We start from the raw sequence: 16,211 nt of genomic DNA, 5'->3' as shown, positions 1-16,211 counted from the left end.
TTTCTAAAATGAAAAAACTCCTCTTTTTATTCGCTGTTATCAGCACAACTTTAGCATTTGGCCAGCAAAGAAAAGTTCAGCGCGCAGCAGTAGCGTTCATGAACGTAGAAAACCTGTGGGACACCATACCGTCCGCAGATTATATTGATGGTACGAAAGACGTTCACAACCCGGCATTCCACCGCAGTGTGCCGCTCGATTCACTAAAATATCTTGAAGTAACCGAAGAGTACAAAGGTGAATGGACCGATGATTTACTGATAGGCAAGAAAGTGGTTCGCCGCCAGATACTGTCAGATGACTTCACGGTAAACGGCCCGAAAAATTGGGACACCAAAAAGTACAACCAGAAACTCGGCAATATTGCCCGTGTAATTTCGGAGCTTGGCCGTCAGTACACCAATGACAATCCGGCTGTAGTTGGTTTACTTGAAGTGGAAAACCGTCAGGTAGTTCAGGATATCATCAAGCAGCCTCTATTGGCAAAGAGCAATTACGGAATTGTCCATTACAACTCTTATGATGCACGAGGTATTGACATTGCCCTAATCTATCAGAAAGGCCGTCTCAAAGTAACTGAAACCTACTCAAAAGATGTTAAAATCTTTAATGATGAAGGCAGAAGGTCTTATACACGTGGCGTGCTTGTGGTAAAAGGCTTCCTTGATGGTGAAAGAGTCGGTATTTTCCTTAATCACTGGCCATCCAGAAGTGGTGGAGAGGCAGCTACGATTGCACGCCGCGCGGCAGCCGCAAAAGTATTGAAAGAAGAAATGGATAAGGCGCGTGCGGAATATCCGGAAATCAAGCTGTTTGCCATGGGTGACTTCAATGATGATCCTGTAAGCCCAAGTTTGAAGAAACATTTGGGAGCTGTGGGCGAACCTTCGCAACTGTCTGAAAAAACTCCTTATTATAACCTGATGCACAAGCTGTACAAAGCAGGCGTGGCTTCATTGGCTTACCGCGACGCACCAAACCTGTTTGACCAGATCATCATTTCCAAAAACCTGTATTCAACGGATAAACTTACCAAAACCTACTCCCTCTATAAGGCTGAAATCTACGCGCCGTCGTATTTGGTGAATCCTTCCGGACAGTGGAAAGGCTATCCTTTACGCTCGTGGGACGGTGACCGCTTTACCAACGGCTTCAGTGACCACTTCCCAGCGGTTTCTGTAGTACAGCGCGAGGTAACACAGTAATTCTCTTTAATATAAACCTTAAACCGAAGTTTTAATAAAGCTTCGGTTTTATTTTTGTATTTTAATTAAAAATTTAACGCAATGAAATATATTTTGATGTTATTTGGCTTTTTAGTGATAAATGCCTGCACAGCCCGCCCGCAAACGGCTTCAAATACAGAGAACACCATAAAACCCGAAAAGAACGAAGACGGCGAGTGGGAAATCCACGTCCTCGATTCACAGTACGACTATTTCCTGAATGCCATTGCAAAACCGATGTCAATGTATTCAGAAGGTTATCTGAAAAACAAAAACGCGTTTTTGGTAAGCGAATGGAACTCCTATTACTTTTCGGGCCGCTACAGAAACATCATCGAATCTGCGATAGAATATAACCCGCAGGAAAAGTATGGGATGACATTCAATTACCGGCTCTATCAGGTTTTTGCGTACGTGCAGTGGAAATACGGCCTCAAAATGAACGGCCTGAGTGGTGCCGAGGTGCGATAACAAAAAAAGGTTCCGAAATTTCGGAACCTTTTATATTTAAGACTGAAAGATGATTACCTGTTGTAATTTTCTTCCACTTTATCCCAGTTGATCAGTTCAAAGAAAGCAGACACATAATCTGGTCTTCTGTTCTGATAATTGAGGTAATATGCATGTTCCCACACATCAAGACCTAAAATCGGGGTTTCCTGTACATCTACCACCGGCATCAGCGGGTTGTCCTGGTTTGGCGTAGAGCAAACCGCCACGGCGCCGTCTTCCCTTTTGCAAAGCCATGCCCAGCCGGAACCAAATCTCGTTTTAGCAGCCTCAGCGAATTCAGTTTTGAATTTCTCGAAACCTCCATACGCTTCCAGTGCCGCTTTCACATTCCCCACAGGCTCCTTGCTTCCGCCTGGTGTAAGGATCTCCCAGAAAAGTGTGTGGTTGAAATGCCCGCCACCGTTGTTTCTTACGGCCGGCTTATCAGTCCCTGTTTTGCAGATCTCCTCGATTGATTTGCCTTCAAGGTCAGTTCCTTCGATAGCTTTATTCAGGTTGTCGATATATGCCTGGTGGTGTTTCGTATGATGGATTTCCATTGTCTTTGCATCAATGGTAGGTTCCAAAGCGTCGTACGCATAGCCTAATTTCGGTAATTCGAATGCCATAATTAATTTTTTAAAAGTGTTAATACTCAAATTTACTTAATATAAAATGCATCAGCAAAAATGGCCGATCAGTTTAATAAATCTTTAACATTGCTTAACACGATAAGACACCCGGCCATTTAATTTAATACTTTTGAGGATTGGTAAACATGATATGACAAACAAATTTACACCTGCACTTTTGATCACAGCACTCTGCCTGACAGGATGCAGTACAGACCGCCAGGAAAACCCGGAGATTACAGAACCGCAGCCACATTTGACCAAAATTATTACAACATATTACGATAATCCGGCTCAGCCCGAAGTATCCGTGAATTCACTTGAGTACAATTCAAAAGGACAGTTGGTGAGCGGAAGCAGCGCCGCACAGTCTTCCGTTTTTGAATATGACAGCTCCGGAAAACCAGTAAAGACGATCTATTGCAATCCCGATAAATCCTATGCCTACACAAACAATTATCTTTACGAAGGCGAAAAACTGGTCAAGATAAATTCGGTGTACGACAATCCGAACTACAATCGAAGCGCAAGTTACACTTACAATGCTGCCGCGCAGGTAATTGTCGTAAAATCGTGTGAGCAACCCGATTGTTCTTCGCCAATCACTCAAACTTATACATATAGTAACCAAAATATCTTAGCTGAGACCACAGTATGGAACTCTACCTTCTCTATTAGCACGAAGAGAGAATACACCTACGATGATAAGAAAAATGCGTACAGCACATTAGATCCTTACATCCGCACGATGATGGGCGGCGCGTATGCATTAAGTGAAAATAATTATAAAACTGAAAAAATAAGCTACAAAGAAGGGTCTGGAAATTGGGTTGTAAACCAGAACATTACATATACAATGCAGTATAATGCCGAAAATCTTCCGACCGTGGTAACCGGAAAAGACCAATATGGCCAAATGTATGTAGAGTACAGGTACGAATATAAAATGCAGTAATTTATTAAAACCATAAAAAAGCCGCACTGAACTGATCAGCGCGGCTTTTTAAATTTAATACAAAATGAAATTACCTGTTCATACTCATCAGGAATTCTTCGTTATTCAAAGTTCCTTTGATGTTTTTATTTACAAATTCCATCGCTTCTACCGGGTTCATGTCTGCCAGATACTTTCTAAGGATCCACATACGCTGCTGCGTGGTGTCATCAAGCAGTAAATCATCTCTTCTGGTACTCGAGGAAACGAGGTCAATCGCAGGATAGATACGCTTGTTCGCGATTTTACGGTCGAGCTGAAGTTCCATATTTCCGGTTCCTTTGAATTCTTCAAAAATCACCTCATCCATTTTAGAACCAGTGTCGATAAGCGCAGTTGCGATGATTGTCAGTGAGCCGCCACCTTCGATATTTCGCGCTGCACCAAAAAATCTTTTTGGTTTGTGAAGCGCATTTGCATCCACACCTCCAGAGAGAATTTTGCCTGAAGCCGGCGTCACCGTATTGTAAGCACGCGCCAAACGCGTAATCGAATCGAGCAGGATCACCACATCGTGGCCACATTCTACCATTCTTTGAGCTTTTGAAAGCACCAGGTTGGCCACTTTCACGTGTTTATCAGCCGGTTCGTCGAAAGTTGAAGCAATCACCTCTGCGTTTACGCTTCGTTCCATGTCGGTCACCTCTTCCGGTCTTTCATCGATGAGCAAAATCATCATATATGCTTCCGGGTGATTGGCTGAAATAGAATTCGCGATATCCTTCAGCAACATGGTTTTACCCGTTTTAGGCTGTGCAACGATCATGGCACGCTGACCTTTACCGATGGGCGTGAATAAATCAACGATTCTTGTAGAAAGCGTCGAGTTTTTTGCGGTCAGGTTAAATTTTTCTTCGGGGAAAAGCGGTGTAAGAAACTCGAAAGACACGCGATCTTTGATGAACTCAAGGTCGCGGCCATTTACTTCCGTAGGTTTTAGGAGAGAGAAATATTTCTCACCTTCTTTCGGCAAACGTACGATACCGCGCACGGTGTCACCTGTCTTTAAACCATAGTTTCTGATTTGGTTGGTAGAAACATACACGTCATCAGGCGAGGAAATGTAGGAGAAATCCGGCGAACGCAGGAATCCGTAGTTGTCCGGTAAGATTTCAAGAACGCCTTCAATGGTTACAAGGCCGTCAAAATTAAAATCTTTCTTCGCCTCTTCCTGGTTTTCAGCGTTTTGCTGATTACGGTTTTGGTTTGGATTTTGGTTTTTCTGCTGATTTTTCTGGTTCGGATGCTGGCGGTTTTGGTTCTGATTCGGATTTTGGTTATTTCCGTTTCCGTTAGCATTGCTGTTTCCGTTTCCATTATTGGCGTTGGCGTTGTTTCCGTTGCCATTGTTTCCGTTTCCGTTGTTTCCGTTTCCAGTATTTGAATTTGGCTTTTCGCTACGTTGTGGCGCCTGAGGCGGGTTGCGTGGCTGCTCGCTTTTAGCTTCAACTGCGGATGCAGCTTCCGGTGCGGCCTGTTCTTCAACAGTCGGCTCTGCAACCGTTGCTTCATTTGAGGCAGTGGTTCTGGTTCTGCGCTTTTTCTGCGGCCGTGTTGGTCCAGTTTCAGCTGTTGTTTCGGCAGCTGCTTCCGGAGCGACATCGGATTGTGCAGGTTTTTCGGCGACAGCTTCTTTTGCCGGTTCCGTTTCGTTCACGGTTTCCGCTGAGGGGGATTCTTTCACTAGTTCTTCGGTAGGTTTAGGCTCTTTTTTCTTTGGTCCCGGCTTTTTTGCAGCAGGTTTTTTCGGAGCAGGAGCAGGCTTTTCTTCTGTATTGGCGGGCTTTTCAGTTGCGCTGAAATATTCTTTAGCCATTTTGGTATTTGACGCCTGAAAATCAAGAATTGCGAAGATTGTCTCATTATCACCGCTGTTTTTGGGAAGTTTTAAGCCAAAATCAGACGTGATTTTCGCCAACTCAGACGCGGTTTTCGAGCGTAATGTCTCAAATGTGAACATAAATTATTATGTGAAAAGTAATTATAAGTAAGTGTAAGTAAGGGAATTAAGTCGGACGACTTCTTTAAATCAGATGATTTTCTATTGCAAATCTACATTAATTTTTTATTTATGCAAATAATAATCCCTATTTTTGCTCTTCAGATTAAATACGAAAATGCTACAAAGAATACAGACTGTCTGGATATTTTTGGCCATTGTAGGGGCTATCTTGCTGTTTGTCACCGGACAGGATTTCTCACTCTTCGGGCCCATTCCCTTCATCTCTTCAGTCTGCGTCGTATTGATATTTTTCGGCTTTTCAGCTATTCTGAGTTATCAGAACCGTAAAAGACAAATTTTGCTTAACCATATAAGCATCTTTATAAACGCTTTGTTGCTCGGTTTATTGGCGTATTGGCTGCTAACTTTACCTGGAGGAATAGATTTTCCTGAGAAAGGTATTGAGCCGCTTTTTACTTTACTGTCTGTCATTTTTCTGCTTTTGGCGAATCTGGCAATAAGAAAAGATGAGAGGCTCGTAAAATCTGTAGACAGACTCCGCTAAACTCACAACGATTTTTTTTGAGTGAAACAGCTTCTTCGGGAGCTGTTTTTTATTTTTATTAAAAGCGAATTGGTATTTTTAAATAAAAAAACAATGAACAAACTATTACTTGTGCTTTCGGTCCTGTTTTCTGTAAGTGCTTATGCGCAAAATATTTCTCAGGAAAAGGTGGTGACAATCCTTAACGATTTAGCCTCGGATGAGATGAAAGGACGTGAGATCGGAACACCTGAGAACGATTCGGCCGCCACGTATATCGCCAAACGCTTTGCGGAAAGTAACCTTGCGTTCTGCACCGGCAGTTCATATCTCGTCCCGTTCGAATATACAGGCAGAACCGTCTACAATGTCTGTGGTCTCAAGAAAGGGAAATCGGATAAAAATCTGGCATTTTCAGCTCATTTTGATCATATCGGTTCCAACGGCAATTCGGGCGACAATGTCTTCAATGGTGCTGATGACAATGCCAGTGGCGTAACAGCCGTGATTGGTATAGCCGATTATTTTAAAGATATCAAGCCTGATTTTTCAATGATGTTTATGGCATTTAACGGTGAGGAAAAAGGAATGAAAGGCTCCAAAGCAATCGCTGAAGCAACGGATTTACAACCTTTGTTTTCTAAAACTGCCGCACTGTTCAATTTCGAAATGCTCGCCACCGTCTCACAGTTTGGCAACAATGCACTTTATATGACCGGCGACGAATTTTCAGATTTGGACGAACTCATTAATGCCAATTCCAAAGACGGGCTGAAAATCAATGCTGATCCGTACACGGGGCAGAATTTATTCTACCGGTCAGACAATGTGGTTTTCGCCCGGAAGAATATTGTTGCGCATTCATTTTCTACCGTAGACATGCGCGTTGCGACCCATTATCATCAGCTCAATGACGATATCGGTGTAGTGAATTTTGATAATTTGACATTGCTGATCAATAGTTTAGGCAATACCATTCAGCAACTCAAACCGGGAAATTTCGCACCGCGATATAACGAAAAGGTAAATCTGAAGTAGACGTACTGCAACCTAAAATTGCGTAATTTTGCGCCGAAACTCTCTCAATGAAACCATTCCAACGTATTCTTTCCTTTGCACGGCCTCATCAAAAATATCTTTTTGGCAGCATGTTTTTTAATATTATGTACTCTGTGCTTAATATTTTTTCTGTGGCTACAATGCTCCCCATTTTAGGTCTGATGTTCGGCACTGTAGACAAGGTAGACACCACAAAACCGCCTGTAAACTCCGGCCGGCTCGTAGATTTTTTCAGCTATGCGAAAGACTGGGCCTATTATACCATTCAAAAAAACATTGATGAACACGGCACGGTGCAGGTTTTGGCAGTGCTCTGCGGTGTTACCGCTGTGGCTTTTCTGTTGAGGAATATTTTTCGCTACCTCGGCGCTTATCTGCTTGTAAATTATCGCGTTGGGATTACAAAAGACCTGCGCACAGCGATGTACGACAAATTCCTGAAACTGCCCGTTTCATTCTTTACCGAAAAACGAAAAGGCGACATGATGAGCCGGATATCAAACGATATCGGCGGCGTGGAAGGCGGCATAATGGGCAGTTTAGTAGATGTCATCAACTCACCGTTCATGATAATCTCATCACTGATAACGCTTTTTATACTTTCACCGAACCTAACTTTGTTCTCGCTACTTGTTTTCCCGCTGATGGGCGCACTGATCGCGTGGGTGGGAAAAAGTCTTAAACGCCAGGCAACATCCGCGCAGGAAGAACTCGGAAACCTGTTTTCGCTGGTTGACGAAACGCTTAAATCTTCGAAAGTCATCAAAATTTTCAATGCGGACACCATTCTGAAGAAAAGATTCAGCACCACAACGGACAACTGGCAGAAATATGCGATCGGTATGAGCCGCAGGCGTGAACTGGCGTCACCGATGAGCGAATTTCTCGGTTCCGTTACTATATTGATTATCACCTGGTTTGCGGGCGTTCAGATCCTGAATGAACAAACCATGGAACCGGAGACATTTTTGGTATTTATCGGTATGTTTTTCCAGATTCTCGACCCGGCTAAAAAATTATCAAGCGCAATTTCGAATATCCAGGGTGGAATGGCGAGTTTAGACCGTGTTTCTGAGGTTTTAGATTATGATCTGAAAGTGGAAGAGATCGCAAATCCGCAACCTATTTCTACACTGAACCATCAGATCGAGTTTAAAAATATCGGCTTCTTTTATGATAAAGACAATGTGATCCTAAAGAATTTCAATCTGGTGATTCCCCGTGGAAAAACGGTGGCACTCGTGGGCCAGTCGGGTTCCGGAAAGACCACGATCGCGAACTTGCTGGCGCGTTTTTACGATGTTTCGGAAGGTGAAATCCTTATCGACGGCGTAAACATTAAACATTTAAGTCTTAAAGATTACCGGCATCTGCTCGGAATGGTGACGCAGGAATCGGTTTTGTTTAATGATTCTGTGTTCAATAATATTTTGATGGGCAAACCTTCGGCTTCAGAAGAAGAAGTAATGGCTGCCGCAAAAATCGCGAATGCGCACACCTTCATCGAAAATCTTCCCGAAAAATATTATACCAATATCGGCGACGACGGAAATAAACTTTCCGGCGGCCAAAAACAAAGGGTTTCTATCGCGAGAGCAGTGTTGAAAAATCCGCCTATTATGATTCTGGATGAAGCAACTTCCGCTTTGGATACAGAATCTGAAAGATATGTTCAGGACGCTTTGGAGAAAATGATGGAAAACCGAACTTCGCTGGTCATCGCGCACCGCCTTTCTACCATACAGAAAGCGGATTGGATTGTCGTGATGGAACGCGGAAACATCGTAGAACAGGGCACTCACGAAGAACTCATGAATAACCAGAAAGTTTACCGGAAATTGGTGGAACTTCAGAATTTTGGGTAAACACAACAGTTAACTTATGAAAAAATCACTTCTATTTTTCGCTCTTATATTATCATTTCTCGCGTTTGCACAGACTGTTTCGGCAGATTCAGCGGTCGTTACCGAAAAAACCGCGCACTTTCCTGATGGTGGCGCGAAAAATTTTCGTCAGTTACTTGCTGATAACTTTCGCAGTAAGAAAGTGAAAGGATCAGGAAAAGTTTCTTGCCAACTCAAATTTGTGGTTGAGACAGACGGCTCGATAACAAATGTTACCGTAACAGGCGACAATGAAAGCTTCAACAAAGAAGCAGTACGGGCAATTTCCTTGATAAAAACAAAGTGGGAGCCGGCCAAAATGAACGGAGTACCGGTACGCTACTGGTTTAAGGTACCACTCAGCATGATCTTCTAACTACATTAATTCTAAACGTTTAAATAAAAAAGATGAAAAAAATTCTTATAATGTTTCTGTTCCTGAGCTCAGCAGTTGCTTTTGCGCAAATATCAGCAGAGAACGTAGGCGAAGTAGCAGCTCAGGAAAATGTGGGAAAACCCGCAGAATTTCCGGGTGGAATAAACGAATTCCGAAACCTGTTAATGAAAAATTTCAGATCAGAGAAGCTGAAAATCGATAAAGGAATTGTAAATACCACCGTAACTTTTGTTATTAATACAGATGGATCGGTGAGCGATATAAAAGCATCAGGTGAAAATCAGGTGATGAATGATGAATCTGTACGGGCAGTTTCAAAAATCAAAACCAAATGGATTCCGGCGGAGCTGAACGGTGAGAAAGTAAAATATAATTTTACAATGCCGTTTACACTGAGCTTTTAGATTTTCCTTTACAATTAATCTGCAACAATTTATGTTAAATAAAATTATAGTATTATGCTCTCTTTTGCTCACCAGTATTATGTTCGCACAGGTAAATGACAACGGTGACCAGCTAAACGATGTAGTAGAAACCGCTGATAAAATTCCCGAGTTTCCCGGAGGCATCTACGAATATCAAAACCAGTTTGTAAAAGCTTTCAGATACGAAAAATTCGAAGGAAAGGGAAAACTACGGACTACTGTTATATTTATACTTGAGAAAGATGGTTCAATAACAGATGTGAAAGCTCTGGGAGGCAGTCAATTATTAAATGATGAAAGTATCAGAGCCGTAAAAAAGATTAAAACAAAATGGATTCCGGCAGAAATTAATGGCGAAAAAGTGCGATTTCGCTTGAGATTTCCTTTTAGTACGGAAATTGATGGGACTAACCACATCCCAATCACGCTTTAATCGCGTTTCAGTTTCATCAAAACTTCAATCAGCGCCCGTCACTTCCCAATCATCTTTTTTATCGAATTCAGCTTCATTAAAGCTTCTATCGGCGTCAGTGTATTGACGTCGATTTTTGTGAGTTCCTCGCGGATATTCTCCAGAACAGGATCATCGAGCTGAAAGAATGAAAGCTGCATATTCTGGTCGGTAAGCGCTCTTGTTTTACCTTTCGAACCGCTTTGGCTGCGGCTCTTTTCCAAAGTTTTTAAAACTTCATTTGCACGGTTTACTACTTTAGAAGGCATTCCTGCCAGTTTCGCCACATGAATCCCGAAACTGTGTTCGCTACCGCCCGGAAGCAGTTTCCGCATGAAAATAATGTTGCCTTTGTTCTCCTGAATCGACACGTGGAAATTTTTGATCCTTTCAAACGTTACCGTCATTTCGTTCAGTTCATGATAATGTGTCGCGAACAGTGTTTTGGGTTGTGTAGGATGTTGATGCAGATATTCGGCAATTGCCCAGGCAATTGAAACACCGTCGTACGTTGAGGTTCCGCGCCCGATTTCGTCTAAAAGGATCAGGCTTCGTTCCGAGATATTATTTAGGATATTCGCCGCCTCATTCATTTCCACCATGAAGGTAGATTCCCCGGCTGAAATATTGTCTGTGGCACCGACACGGGTGAAAATCTTGTCTAAAAAACCGATCTCAGCATGTTTTGCAGGCACAAAACTGCCGACCTGCGCCATCAGACAGATGATTGCGGTTTGTCTGAGAATCGCAGATTTACCCGCCATGTTGGGGCCGGTCACCATGATGATCTGCTGCGCGTCTTTATCTAAAAACACATCATTCGGAATGTACTTTTCACCGAGTGGCAGAGCATTTTCAATGATCGGATGACGCGCTTCCTTTAAATTGATTTCAAAACTTTCATTCAATACCGGACGCGTATAGCTTTCGGAAACCGCGAGTTCTGACAGTCCCACACCACAATCTAGTTCGGCGATTATTCGGGAATTGGCCTGAACGGTGTCAATATAAATCATCGCTGTATCACAGACTTTGCGGTAAAGTTCAGCCTCAATTTTCGAAATCTTTTCTTCCGCGCCCAAAATCTGGTCTTCGTAATCTTTCAGTTCCTGCGTGATATAGCGTTCCGCATTCACCAGTGTCTGTTTTCTGATCCAGTCTGCCGGAACTTTGTCTTTATGCATATTCCGGACTTCAATGAAGTAGCCAAAAACATTATTGAAACTGATCTTCAGACTTGAGATTCCGGTTCGTGCAATTTCACGTTCGCACATTTCATCCAGAAAACCTTTTCCTTTCGTCTGTAAACCGCGCAAATGATCGAGATCTTCTGAGATGCCCGGTTTTATCACACGTCCTTTGGCTAAATTTACGGGAAGTTCATCATTTAAATAATTCTTAAGAAACTCTATCAGTTCATCAAGATTATTTAATGGCTCAAGCCAAGCCAAAACCTCATCAAACGGATGAAGCAAAGTTTTGATTTGCTGAATGTTAATCAAACTCTGACGCAGATATCCGAGTTCCTTCGGGCAGATTTTTTCCGAAGCGAGTTTCCCCATCAGCCGGTCCAAATCTGATATTGATTTCAGGAGCTGCTGGATTTCATATTTAAGCTGGTCTTCCTGGTTGAAAAACTCAATTAAGCTAAGTCGGCGGTTGATTTCTGCAACAGATTTCAACGGAAGAATCAGCCTTCTTCTGAGCAGACGACCGCCCATCGGTGTCGAGGTCTTATCAATGATATCGAGCAAAGATTTCCCCTGCGGACTGCTTGGCGACAATATTTCAAGATTCCGAAGCGTAAAATTATCCATCATCAGATAATCTTCCTGCGGAATGAGCCGGATGCGGGTGATATGCTGCAGCAGCGCGTGATGCGTATCTTCCACCAAATAGGCAAAAATTGCGCCGGCGGAAACAATTCCTAACCTAAATTCCTCAATTCCGAAACCTTTTAACGAAGCTGTTTTAAAATGATTAGTCAACTTCTCATAAGCATAGCTGTGTTGGAATGCCCAGTCTTCAAGTTTGAAAGAATTGCGGTTCTTCAACTGAGTAGGAAGTTCTGTGGTGCGCTGATAAATGATTTCGGAAGGATCGAATGTGTGAACGATGTGCAGAAGTTTCTCAAGATTTCCCTCTGAAACCAGGAATTCACCCGTAGAGACATCAAGCAAAGCCATTCCGTATTTTTCTTTTTCCTTATGAACGGAAAGCAAAAAATTGTTCTGTTTTGAACTTAAAACCTGCTCATTAAATGTTACGCCAGGCGTCACAAGCTCGGTCACGCCACGTTTTACAATTCCTTTTACGGTTTTCGGATCTTCAAGTTGGTCACAAATCGCCACGCGTAAACCCGCACGCACGAGTTTTGGCAGATAAGAATCCACCGAATGATGCGGAAAACCGGCCAACTCAATGCTGCCTTCCCCATTGGCTCTTTTTGTCAGCACGATGCCCAAAATCTGGGAAGCGCGGATCGCATCTGAGCCGAACGTCTCATAAAAATCACCCACTCTGAACAGCAACAGCGCATCCGGATATTTCGCCTTGATGGTATTGTACTGTGTCATTAGAGGGGTTTCTTTTTTAGCCATCGTAGAGTTGTAATTGGCGCTGAAGCCTTTATTTTAATTAATTTTGCCAAAAATACGAAAATGTCATCCCCGAAGAAACTTAAACTCGAAGAATTGGGCCGAATAGATGTTGAGGCTTTCAAACAGACCCAAAAAATCCCGGTAACGGTAGTGTTGGATGATGTTCGAAGCATGCACAATGTCGGCGCCGTATTCCGCACTGCCGATGCCTTTCTGATCGAAAAAATCATCCTTTGCGGAATTTCACCTCAGCCGCCACACCGCGAGATCCACAAAGCCGCACTTGGCGCAACCGAAAGTGTAGACTGGATCTATGTAAAGGACATTTCGGAAGCTTTAAATAATTTAAAATCAAAAGATTACCAGATCATCGGAATTGAACAGACTTCAAATTCTAGAATGATGACTGACTTTGAAATATTAAAAACCGAAAAATACGCGGTTGTTTTAGGAAATGAAGTGGAAGGTATTTCCGATGGTGTTCTGACACAAATTGATACATTTTTAGAAATTCCGCAACTTGGCACCAAGCATTCTCTGAATGTTTCGGTGTGCGCGGGGATTGTCATGTGGGAATTCTTCAAATCATTAAGATAAAAATCCCGCCTTGTATAAAAGCGGGATTTTTCTTTTTAAGCCAACTTATTTCCTAGAAGCTGCTCTGATTTTGAGTGTCCGGTGCACCCGCATCAGCGGTAGCCGGATTAGAATTCGTAGCTCCGGCAACTTTATCCTGAACCTGTGAAGCCATATCAGTTGCTTTAGATTTAAGGTCTGTACCGAATTTACTGAAATTGTCTTTTGCGGTATTCAGTGTGTCTTTCACCGCCTGCTTCTGCTCTGGAGTCGAATTTTTATACTTCCACCAGGCTACTGCGCCTACGCCCAACAATGCTAATAAGCCATTTCTTTTACTGCTCATAATTTTAAGTTTTATAATTAATATTTTGTTATCCAATTACTTGTAAAAACTGTGCCACGTCAATTTATCGCTTCACAAAAATTTGTTAATTAAGTCTGGGCTCGGTCAAACCTGTATTTTTTGAAATTGTGAACTGTCAACCTTAAAACAAAAAACTCTGCCAAAACGACAGAGTTTAAATTATTTTGACATGAATTTTATCCCAAATAAGGGTATTTGTAATCTTTTGGAGAAACAAAAGTTTCCTTAATGCTTCGTACAGAAGTCCAGCGCAAAAGGTTCATTTTTGAACCGGCCTTATCATTTGTTCCTGAAGCTCTGGCTCCGCCGAATGGCTGCTGACCCACAACCGCTCCGGTTGGTTTGTCATTGATGTAGAAATTTCCGGCAGCGTTCTCCAGTGCGTTATATGCTTCCTCGATTGCGTAACGGTCCTGCGCGAAAATGGAACCTGTAAGTGAATAGATAGACGTTTGATCTACCAGTTTCAGTGTTTCTGCCCACTTCGCATCTTCATAGACGTAAACCGTAAGAATTGGTCCGAAGATTTCTTCGCAAACAGATTCGTACTGAGGATTTGTAGTTTCAATCACCGTCGGCTCCACGAACCAGCCTTTGCTGTCATCGCATTTACCGCCAAAGATTACAGTTGCGTCCGAAGCCTGTGCTGCACGTTCGATATAGCCTTTGCATTTTTTGAAAGAAGCTTCGTGGATTACCGCGTTCACGAAATTCGAAGGATCTTCCGGACTTCCCATCTTCACAGTTTTAAGTTGCGCACCCATGATTTCTTTTACTTCAGCCCAAAGCGATTTTGGGATATAAGCACGTGAAGCAGCAGAACATTTCTGGCCTTGATACTCAAATGCGCCACGCACCAAAGCGGTTGCTACAGCAGCAGGATTTGCGGTATGGTGAACCATAACGAAATCTTTTCCGCCGGTTTCACCTACAATTCTTGGGTAGGTTTTATAATTATGGATGTTATCACCGATCATCTTCCACATTCCCTGGAATACGGAGGTTGAACCTGTAAAATGCAGACCAGCAAAATCAGGATGTGCGAGTACTTTCTCTGCAGTTTCTTTACCGTCTGTAAAAATCAGGTTGATTACACCTGCAGGAAGCCCGGCTTCAATTAAAACTTCCATGATAACCTGCGCTGAAAGAACCTGGCTGTTTGAAGGTTTCCAAACCACCACATTGCCCATCATTGCCATACATGTTGGCAGATTTCCGGCAATAGCGGTAAAGTTGAACGGCGTTACAGCAAAGCAAAAACCTTCGAGCGGACGGTATTCTGAACGATTCCAGATACCCGCGTCAGAAACCGGCTGTTCTGAGTAAATCTCGGTCATGAATTCCACATTGTAGCGCAGAAAATCAATAAACTCACAGGCTGCATCGATCTCAGCCTGATGAACGTTTTTACTTTGCCCGATCATCGTCGCAGCATTCAGACGGTCTCTGTATGGCCCGGCAATAAGTTCTGCAGCCTTAAGAAAAATCGCTGCGCGGTGCTCCCAGCCCAGTTTGTTCCATTTTTCTTTTGCAGCCAACGCTGTATTGATAGCATCGTCTACGTGCTGCATCGTACCTTTATAGTAAAAGCCAAGGTCGTGTTTGTGATCCTGCGGCGATGATATAGCAACTTTTTCATCAGTTGTTACTGCCTGGCCATTAATGAACATCGGGATTTCCCATTTTTCGCTCCACATTTTCTTATACGTGGAAATAAGCGATTTCACCTCGGGAGATCCGGGCTCGTAAGCTCTTACCGGCTCATTCACAGCAAACGGTACCTGAGAGATTGCTTTACTCATATCTTTAAATTTTTTTACGATTAATATTAGAATGTTATGCACAAAGTTAAGCCAATTGCCGCAATGTGCCAAAAGCCCGCCTGCTTGCTACAGGCGCTCTTTCACCAGGATTTTCTCGCAGATAATCTTGCTTAGAATCGCCTGCTCATCGCCAATTCGAACGGTCATCGACCGGTCATACCTTTCAATCAGAAGGATTTCGATTTCTTTTCCCAGTTCCAGTTTTTTTTCTGTCAGATAGGTCAGAAAATCGTCGTCGCTTATGGTGACCGACGTGAAAATAAATACCTTTCCGGTGCTGCACTCGCTGAGCTTCAGCAGGTCCTGCGCGATAATGACGCCGTCTTTATCGGGAATCGGTTCGCCGTGCGGGTCATATTTGGGAAAATTGAGCAGTTCATCCATCTTATCAAAAAATTCCTCTGAATGTATATGTTCAAGTTGCTCTGCAATTTCATGGACGTTTTCCCAGCCAAAATTCATTTTTTCAACCAAAAACATCTCTGTCAGCCGGTGTTTTCTTACAATTTGCGCGGCCTGTCTTTTACCTTCCGAGGTTATTTCGATCGGTTTATAACTTTCATAAATAACCCATTTTCTGGTTGCGAACTTTTTCATCATATTGTTCACACTGGGCATTTTCACATTCAGGAATTTGCTGATCTCATTTACAGTCACGGTATTTTCGGTGGTGGTGAGATGAAAGATTGCTTTAAGGTAGTTTTCCTCGGTAAGAGACAGCATATATTAGATAATTTCCTGTACAAATCTAACAATTAAATCTAAACATAAAAAAACGCGCTTCATTGAAGCGCGCCGCA

Annotated in this window: 16 protein-coding genes; 10 read left to right on the top strand and 6 right to left on the bottom strand. The window is 42.8% G+C overall.

Going from position 1 to position 16,211, the window contains the following annotated elements; translation table 11 throughout:
* The first annotated feature begins 8 nt into the window (after positions 1-8).
* Both H9628_RS03525 and H9628_RS03520 read left to right on the top strand, forming a co-directional pair.
* Positions 9-1,205 (top strand): endonuclease/exonuclease/phosphatase family protein, encoded by a 1,197-nt coding sequence (locus tag H9628_RS03525; protein ID WP_251832732.1) that lies wholly within the window; start codon positions 9-11, stop codon positions 1,203-1,205.
* 81 nt (positions 1,206-1,286) lie between these two features.
* Positions 1,287-1,697 (top strand): DUF6146 family protein, encoded by a 411-nt coding sequence (locus tag H9628_RS03520; protein ID WP_251832731.1) that lies wholly within the window; start codon positions 1,287-1,289, stop codon positions 1,695-1,697.
* 53 nt (positions 1,698-1,750) lie between these two features.
* Here H9628_RS03520 and H9628_RS03515 read toward each other — a convergent pair whose 3' ends face one another.
* Positions 1,751-2,347 carry a superoxide dismutase gene (locus H9628_RS03515; RefSeq protein ID WP_251832730.1) on the bottom strand — a complete coding sequence of 199 codons (597 nt, stop codon included), beginning with the start codon at positions 2,345-2,347 and terminating at the stop codon, positions 1,751-1,753.
* 154 nt (positions 2,348-2,501) lie between these two features.
* Between H9628_RS03515 and H9628_RS03510 the strand changes: the two genes are divergently transcribed.
* Positions 2,502-3,305, top strand: coding sequence for a hypothetical protein (locus H9628_RS03510; RefSeq protein WP_251832729.1), 804 nt, complete (start codon positions 2,502-2,504; stop codon positions 3,303-3,305).
* A gap of 70 nt (positions 3,306-3,375) precedes the next feature.
* On the opposite strand, the gene rho is transcribed toward H9628_RS03510, so the two are convergent.
* A complete protein-coding gene (gene rho / locus H9628_RS03505) occupies positions 3,376-5,304 on the bottom strand; it encodes a transcription termination factor Rho (RefSeq protein WP_251832728.1) in 1,929 nt (642 codons plus the stop codon).
* Between the two features lie 157 nt (positions 5,305-5,461).
* On the opposite strand from rho, the gene H9628_RS03500 reads away from it, so the two are divergent.
* The 6 genes from H9628_RS03500 (at position 5,462) to H9628_RS03475 (ending at position 10,027) form a co-directional block, all read left to right on the top strand.
* Entirely contained in the window at positions 5,462-5,851 is a 390-nt protein-coding gene (locus H9628_RS03500) for a DUF4293 family protein (protein WP_251832727.1), read from the top strand.
* Positions 5,852-5,944: 93 nt separating this feature from the next.
* The gene (locus tag H9628_RS03495) at positions 5,945-6,868 is read left to right on the top strand and encodes a M28 family peptidase (RefSeq protein WP_251832726.1); all 924 of its coding nucleotides are present in this window, start codon (positions 5,945-5,947) and stop codon (positions 6,866-6,868) included.
* Positions 6,869-6,915: 47 nt separating this feature from the next.
* Positions 6,916-8,754, top strand: a complete 1,839-nt coding sequence (locus tag H9628_RS03490) for an ABC transporter ATP-binding protein (protein ID WP_251832725.1) — start codon at positions 6,916-6,918, stop codon at positions 8,752-8,754.
* Positions 8,755-8,770: 16 nt separating this feature from the next.
* Positions 8,771-9,148 (top strand): energy transducer TonB, encoded by a 378-nt coding sequence (locus tag H9628_RS03485; RefSeq protein ID WP_251832724.1) that lies wholly within the window; start codon positions 8,771-8,773, stop codon positions 9,146-9,148.
* A 32-nt stretch (positions 9,149-9,180) separates the two neighbouring features.
* On the top strand, positions 9,181-9,573 hold the full coding sequence (locus H9628_RS03480; RefSeq protein ID WP_251832723.1) for an energy transducer TonB: 393 nt from the start codon (positions 9,181-9,183) through the stop codon (positions 9,571-9,573).
* Between the two features lie 79 nt (positions 9,574-9,652).
* Positions 9,653-10,027, top strand: a complete 375-nt coding sequence (locus H9628_RS03475; RefSeq protein WP_251832722.1) for an energy transducer TonB — start codon at positions 9,653-9,655, stop codon at positions 10,025-10,027.
* A gap of 38 nt (positions 10,028-10,065) precedes the next feature.
* Here H9628_RS03475 and mutS read toward each other — a convergent pair whose 3' ends face one another.
* Entirely contained in the window at positions 10,066-12,645 is a 2,580-nt protein-coding gene (gene mutS / locus H9628_RS03470) for a DNA mismatch repair protein MutS (RefSeq protein ID WP_251832721.1), read from the bottom strand.
* 60 nt (positions 12,646-12,705) lie between these two features.
* On the opposite strand from mutS, the gene H9628_RS03465 reads away from it, so the two are divergent.
* The gene (locus H9628_RS03465; RefSeq protein ID WP_251832720.1) at positions 12,706-13,242 is read left to right on the top strand and encodes an RNA methyltransferase; all 537 of its coding nucleotides are present in this window, start codon (positions 12,706-12,708) and stop codon (positions 13,240-13,242) included.
* Between the two features lie 52 nt (positions 13,243-13,294).
* Here H9628_RS03465 and H9628_RS03460 read toward each other — a convergent pair whose 3' ends face one another.
* From H9628_RS03460 to H9628_RS03450, 3 genes are all read right to left on the bottom strand, one after another.
* On the bottom strand, positions 13,295-13,567 hold the full coding sequence (locus tag H9628_RS03460) for a YtxH domain-containing protein (RefSeq protein WP_251832719.1): 273 nt from the start codon (positions 13,565-13,567) through the stop codon (positions 13,295-13,297).
* A gap of 197 nt (positions 13,568-13,764) precedes the next feature.
* On the bottom strand, positions 13,765-15,390 hold the full coding sequence (gene pruA, locus H9628_RS03455; protein WP_251832718.1) for an L-glutamate gamma-semialdehyde dehydrogenase: 1,626 nt from the start codon (positions 15,388-15,390) through the stop codon (positions 13,765-13,767).
* Between the two features lie 87 nt (positions 15,391-15,477).
* Positions 15,478-16,134, bottom strand: coding sequence for a metal-dependent transcriptional regulator (locus H9628_RS03450; RefSeq protein WP_251832717.1), 657 nt, complete (start codon positions 16,132-16,134; stop codon positions 15,478-15,480).
* Between the last annotated feature and the right edge of the window lie 77 nt (positions 16,135-16,211).

This window comes from Kaistella pullorum (assembly GCF_014837035.1).
Classification (GTDB): domain Bacteria; phylum Bacteroidota; class Bacteroidia; order Flavobacteriales; family Weeksellaceae; genus Kaistella; species Kaistella rhinocerotis.
The sequence above is the reverse complement of the archived record's forward strand: the minus strand, read 5'-3'. Positions and strand labels throughout refer to the sequence as shown.